Source organism: Burkholderia sp. LFS061, from assembly GCF_047978125.1.
GTDB lineage: Bacteria > Pseudomonadota > Gammaproteobacteria > Burkholderiales > Burkholderiaceae > Burkholderia > Burkholderia pyrrocinia_C.
Window position 1 is genome coordinate 1 of sequence record NZ_JBFPFS010000094.1, and the last position, 4,529, is coordinate 4,529.

Annotated in this window: 5 protein-coding genes and 2 pseudogenes; 3 read left to right on the forward strand and 4 right to left on the reverse strand. The window is 55.7% G+C overall.

The genetic code is table 11. From position 1 onward, the window contains the following. A pseudogene (locus ACNQQL_RS35595) lies at positions 1 to 112 on the forward strand (IS110 family transposase); the annotation flags it as partial. 38 nt (positions 113 to 150) lie between these two features. On the opposite strand, the gene ACNQQL_RS35600 reads toward ACNQQL_RS35595, so the two are convergent. After that, positions 151 to 1,238, reverse strand: a protein-coding gene (locus ACNQQL_RS35600; RefSeq protein ID WP_347069437.1) for an IS3 family transposase whose coding sequence is annotated in 2 segments (ribosomal slippage) — positions 151 to 977 and positions 977 to 1,238 — 1,089 coding nt in all. Because the reading frame shifts where the segments join, the coding sequence is not laid out codon by codon here. A 68-nt stretch (positions 1,239 to 1,306) separates the two neighbouring features. Between ACNQQL_RS35600 and ACNQQL_RS35605 the strand changes: the two genes are divergently transcribed. Together ACNQQL_RS35605 and ACNQQL_RS35610 are read left to right on the forward strand one after the other, a co-directional pair. Further along, positions 1,307 to 1,969, forward strand: a complete 663-nt coding sequence (locus ACNQQL_RS35605; protein ID WP_347069439.1) for a reverse transcriptase domain-containing protein — start codon at positions 1,307 to 1,309, stop codon at positions 1,967 to 1,969. A gap of 68 nt (positions 1,970 to 2,037) precedes the next feature. Further along, positions 2,038 to 2,199 (forward strand): annotated as a pseudogene (locus ACNQQL_RS35610) (integrase core domain-containing protein); the annotation flags it as partial. 27 nt (positions 2,200 to 2,226) lie between these two features. Here the strand turns inward: ACNQQL_RS35610 and ACNQQL_RS35615 are convergent. The 3 genes from ACNQQL_RS35615 to ACNQQL_RS35625 all read right to left on the reverse strand — a co-directional run. Next, a complete protein-coding gene (locus ACNQQL_RS35615) occupies positions 2,227 to 2,520 on the reverse strand; it encodes a hypothetical protein (protein ID WP_347069441.1) in 294 nt (97 codons plus the stop codon). A gap of 162 nt (positions 2,521 to 2,682) precedes the next feature. Further along, positions 2,683 to 3,924, reverse strand: a complete 1,242-nt coding sequence (locus tag ACNQQL_RS35620; RefSeq protein WP_347069443.1) for a hypothetical protein — start codon at positions 3,922 to 3,924, stop codon at positions 2,683 to 2,685. 353 nt (positions 3,925 to 4,277) lie between these two features. After that, on the reverse strand, positions 4,278 to 4,529 hold a 252-nt coding region (locus ACNQQL_RS35625; RefSeq protein WP_347069450.1), incomplete at its 5' end, for an IS3 family transposase.

Sequence of the window (4,529 nt, forward strand, 5' to 3'; positions counted from 1 at the left end):
CGCCGTTATCAAACGCTTGCCGGCCGTGCTCGCCGATCATTCACTGCCACCGCGCCTCGTCGCCATCCTCGAACGCCTGCATGTGCACTTCAAGTACCTGAGCGAGCAGATGGTAATCCCCCCGTTTTCCACGGAGTTCAGAAGTAGAAACTAAGCGGCCATGGCCAGCCGCTGTTTTGGCGTAAATCCGCCCAGGGCCATGTTTGGGCGGTCATGATTGTAAGTCCACATCCAGTCGGTCGCGAAACGCTGCACGTGGTCCAAGTCTTCCCAGTGGTACAGCGACAGCCATTCATACCGCACCGTCCGGTTGAATCGCTCGACGTACGCATTCTGCTGAGGCTTGCCTGGCTGGATGTAGTCAAGCCTGATTCCATACTGCCGAGCCCATTCGGTGATCGCAGCACTCAGGTACTCGGGCCCGTTGTCACACCGAATCGCTTTCGGCTTGCCACGCCAACCGATGATCTGCCGCAGCGCACGGATCACGCGTTCGGACGGTAATGAGAAGTCGATCTCGATGCCGAGTGCCTCGCGGTTGAAGTCGTCGATCACGTTGAACAGCCGGATGCTGCGTCCGTCGGACAGCTGATCGTGCATGAAGTCCATCGACCAGACCTGATTGACGGCAGATGGCACCGCCAGCGGTTCTGGCGCCTGCCTGACCAGCCGCTTGCGCGGTTTGATCCGCAGGTTCAGTTCCAGTTCGCGGTAAATCCGGTACACCCGCTTGTGATTCCAGCCAAAGCCTTTCACATTGCGCAGGTACAGGAAGCACAACCCGAAGCCCCAGTTCCGGTGGTTGTCGGTCAGACGCAGCAGCCAGTGCGCAATCTCGTCGTTCTCGGCATTGCGCTCGCTGACGTACCGATAGCAGCTCTGGCTGATCCCGAACGCCTCACATGCCAGCCGGATCGATACGCCTCGGCTGGACACCGCTCGCATGGCCATCTCGCGTCGGCGAGATGGCCTCAGTCCTTTTTTGCGAGTGCCTCCGCAACGATCTCGGCCTTGATCTTCTCCTCGACATACATCTTGCGCAGCCGGGCATTTTCGGCTTCCAACTCCTTCATCCGCGCGATCAGCGAGACGTCCATGCCGCCGTATTTCGAGCGCCACTTGTAGAACGTCGCCGTGCTGATACCCAGCTCCCGGCACAGGTCCGGAACCGACAGCCCCGACTCCACGCGCTTGAGCGCGTCCATGATCTGGCTGTCCGTGAATCTCGACTTCTTCATTCTGTAGAACTCCCTCAACGAGAAAATTCTACTTCTGATCACGCTGGTTTTTCGGGGGGATTACCGCAGTGGTCAGCCCCATATTGGCTAACCTGTTCTTGCATTACGCGTTCGATCAATGGATGTCGCGGAACCATCCCGGCGTCCTATTTGAGCGTTACGCCGACGATGTCATTTGCCATTGCAAGAGCGAGGCGCAGGCCGACCAATTACGAGCAGAACTCGATGCCCGGCTTGCGGCTTGCAAACTACAGCTTCATCCGGAGAAGACCAAGATCGTCTACTGCAAGGACGATAACCGACGCGGCAACTATCCAGTGCAGCGCTTTGATTTCCTGGGCTACTGCTTTCGGCCCCGGAGTTCGATGAATCGCTCTGGAGCACTGTTCGTTAGTTTCGCTCCTGCGGTAAGCGACAAGGCAGCCAAATCGATGCGGTTGCGAATGCGTCGGTGGCGGTTGCACAGTCGCAATGACCTTGAACTTGTCGCAGTCGCTCAATGGACGCAGCCCGTACTTCTGGGCTGGGTTCGCTACTACGGGCGGTTCCGGCCCTCCGCACTTCTCGGGGCCTTACGTACACTGGATTCGTTCATTGTGCGTTGGGCTCAGCGCAAATACAAGAAACTCCGCACGCACAAGCTGCGGGCATGGGATTGGTTGCGGCGTCTTAAGACGCGGCGCCCGACCCTGTTCGCGCATTGGACGCTCGGAGCCACGGGTGGACGATAGGAGCTGTATGAGTCGAGAGGCTCACGTACAGTTCTGGGAGGGCCTGGCGGCGCGATTCCGCCGGGCTACTCAACTACGTGAAAGCGTATGAGTCGGTCAGCCATGCCCGGCGCCCCATCGGCGACTACATCGAGCTGTACAACCGAAAACGGCCCCATTCGAGCCTGGCGGATCGGACGCCGGATGAGGCATACTTCGCGACGCTGCCTGCGATCAAATCGGCAGCATGATTGCCTCGGACGTTCCACTTAAAAATCTCAGAAAACTGTCCGAACGAGTGAGGCCACCTCTCCATCAATCACCGCGTCGTGATTGAATTTTCTGATCGACGTGCCCAACCCGTCAACCATGCCGGCATCCCGCAAGAGTCCGGAAATTCGTCCTGCCAGATTGTGGCGCTGGATTGTCAAAACGTTGACTTGTTCCAACGCGTCGTGATAGCGACCAATCGCCTCAAAGTTCTTCGTATCGCCCATTTTCTGGATCACGTGAATAGTAGAGAGCATGAATGTTACCTCACGAATTTCAACCGACCGCATGGAGCGCAGCACGACTTTCGTCCACAAGGGAGTTAGCGCAAAAAGTGCGTAGCACTTCAGGTCTTGATGTATTACTTTGGGGCACAGCCCATAGAAAAATGGGCTCGCGAATTTTCCTCGCGAGCCCCTCAACCGAATTATGCGCCGAGTGCCTTACCGGCGGTTAAATGCTGCTCACTGATTACCGCCGATACTATTTGTCAGACCGTAGAGACGAAACACTCCCTTCGTAATTTTTCCGGTTGGTGTACCATTCGCCGGATAGTAAAATAGACGAACTTTGTCATATGAATCGACGTCAGCAAAAAATACGCAGCCACCTTCGGTTCGAATATGCTGCCCAGCCTTCAGGGTCGCGATTGTATCCATCTGGAAATGGTGGAATAGCCCGGTCTGCTTGGGGGCGTACAGTCTGATTCGTCCCGAAATACTCGTTTTAGCTTGATTACTAAGATTGCCCTGCAAGGTCAAGGCAGAAGCACTGTCGGAATGCAGCGCGGCATTCGTCTCTCCATGCGCCGTTTCCTGGAATTGAGAGAGCGCATAGCCATTTTGCTTCCAGCTGGCGCTGCCGTCAGTCGAAATCTGCATACCGAAAAACAAGCCGGCGGCCTGATCCGTACAGGCATTGCTGAACTCGATTTCGTAGTCAGCATACCCCTTGTTAGTATTCGAACTCAGGGAAAATTCCACAGACGAAGGGGGATCTATACTTGCATCAACGACTTGCAGCAATTTCCTCCCCGTGGATGCGGCCGTCAGCGTCTTTGAGAATCCCGCATCTGTAAGTTGAGTTTTGACTTTTTCAATTACCTTGGAATCAAGCTCTGATGCGAGCGCTGTCTTGAGCCCCGCAATCTTACTTTCGACGGCAGTGCTAAGACTGGATACGGAGCCGATAGCTGAGCTAAGGGCGGTGCTTACTGAGGTGCTCAATGAGGCAACCGCTGCGTTCACATCTGATCCACGCAGTAATACATGCCATTCTTTAGGCCCAGCTCCCAGGAGCACGGTCTCGTTTTGCGTCAGCATCACGGGATTGGGGGTCAGCTTGTCTCCCGCGTCTGCTGCGACAGTCACCACGCCTGTTCCAGCGTTGCGCAGGAGAACTACTGCATCCTTCTTAGCTTTGTCGGTATTAAGCAGCGTGATTCTCAACGCGTTCGCGCTCTTGATGTTGATTCGCTTGCCGAGGTCAGACTCGCTTAGTTTTTTCTCTGTGACAATTTCGGCCACTGACTGCAGCGCAGCCTGTGTATTGAGAACATCGAGCAATGCATGTGCATGCTCAATGTGTTGTGCCGCTGTATCCTGCAACTTTATGTCGCTTGATGTAGGGAGTTTCCGGTCTGCCATATTAAAACCCTCACAATGAAGATTGAAGACGCCCAGCCATCTTAAATTGGCGGAGCACATGCCCAGCACCGGGATTCCCGTGCAACGAGATTCCGCGCAAGGAACTTCCAGCGGCGCAGCTGCTTGATTCCGTGGATGCAGCTGCTTGAATTAGAGCCGATCACCTCATAACAGCCAATGAGATTATTCTTGCGCCGAGCCCGTCACGCTGGTCGAACGACATGCCGCAAAGAATAGTGGCCGGGCAGCGATGCTGGCATCACGCGACATTTCCGCTCTACAGTCGCGAATTACCCTGCATCAGTCGGCAGATACACTGCCAGCCCCCTGCTTGAGCGGCGAGGTTTCGTTCTCTTGCGATGCCTTATAGACATTCCTAAAAGCCACGCCGTAGTCCGCGTTGTGCATCTCGTTCACCTGCACCGGGACGTTGAGCGACGGCGAAACCGCGTAAATGCGACCGGCGACTGGTAATTGAGACGCGCCTGCGTGCGTTGCCGGTTATAGAAGATTTCGATGTATTCGCTGATCGAGCGCCGTGCCCGCTCGCGCGTGGCAAAGCGTTGATGATAGACCAGCTCGTTCTTCAACGTTCCCCAGAAGGATTCGATCGGGGCGTTGTCATAGCAATTGCCGCGGCGGCTCATCGATGCCCGCATGTCGAA

What these genes read in the sequence shown, in the direction of transcription:
- ACNQQL_RS35620 (WP_347069443.1), bottom strand. Translation starts at nt 3,924, where the DNA reads ATGTGCTCCGCCAATTTAAGATGGCTGGGCGTCTTCAATCTTCATTGT.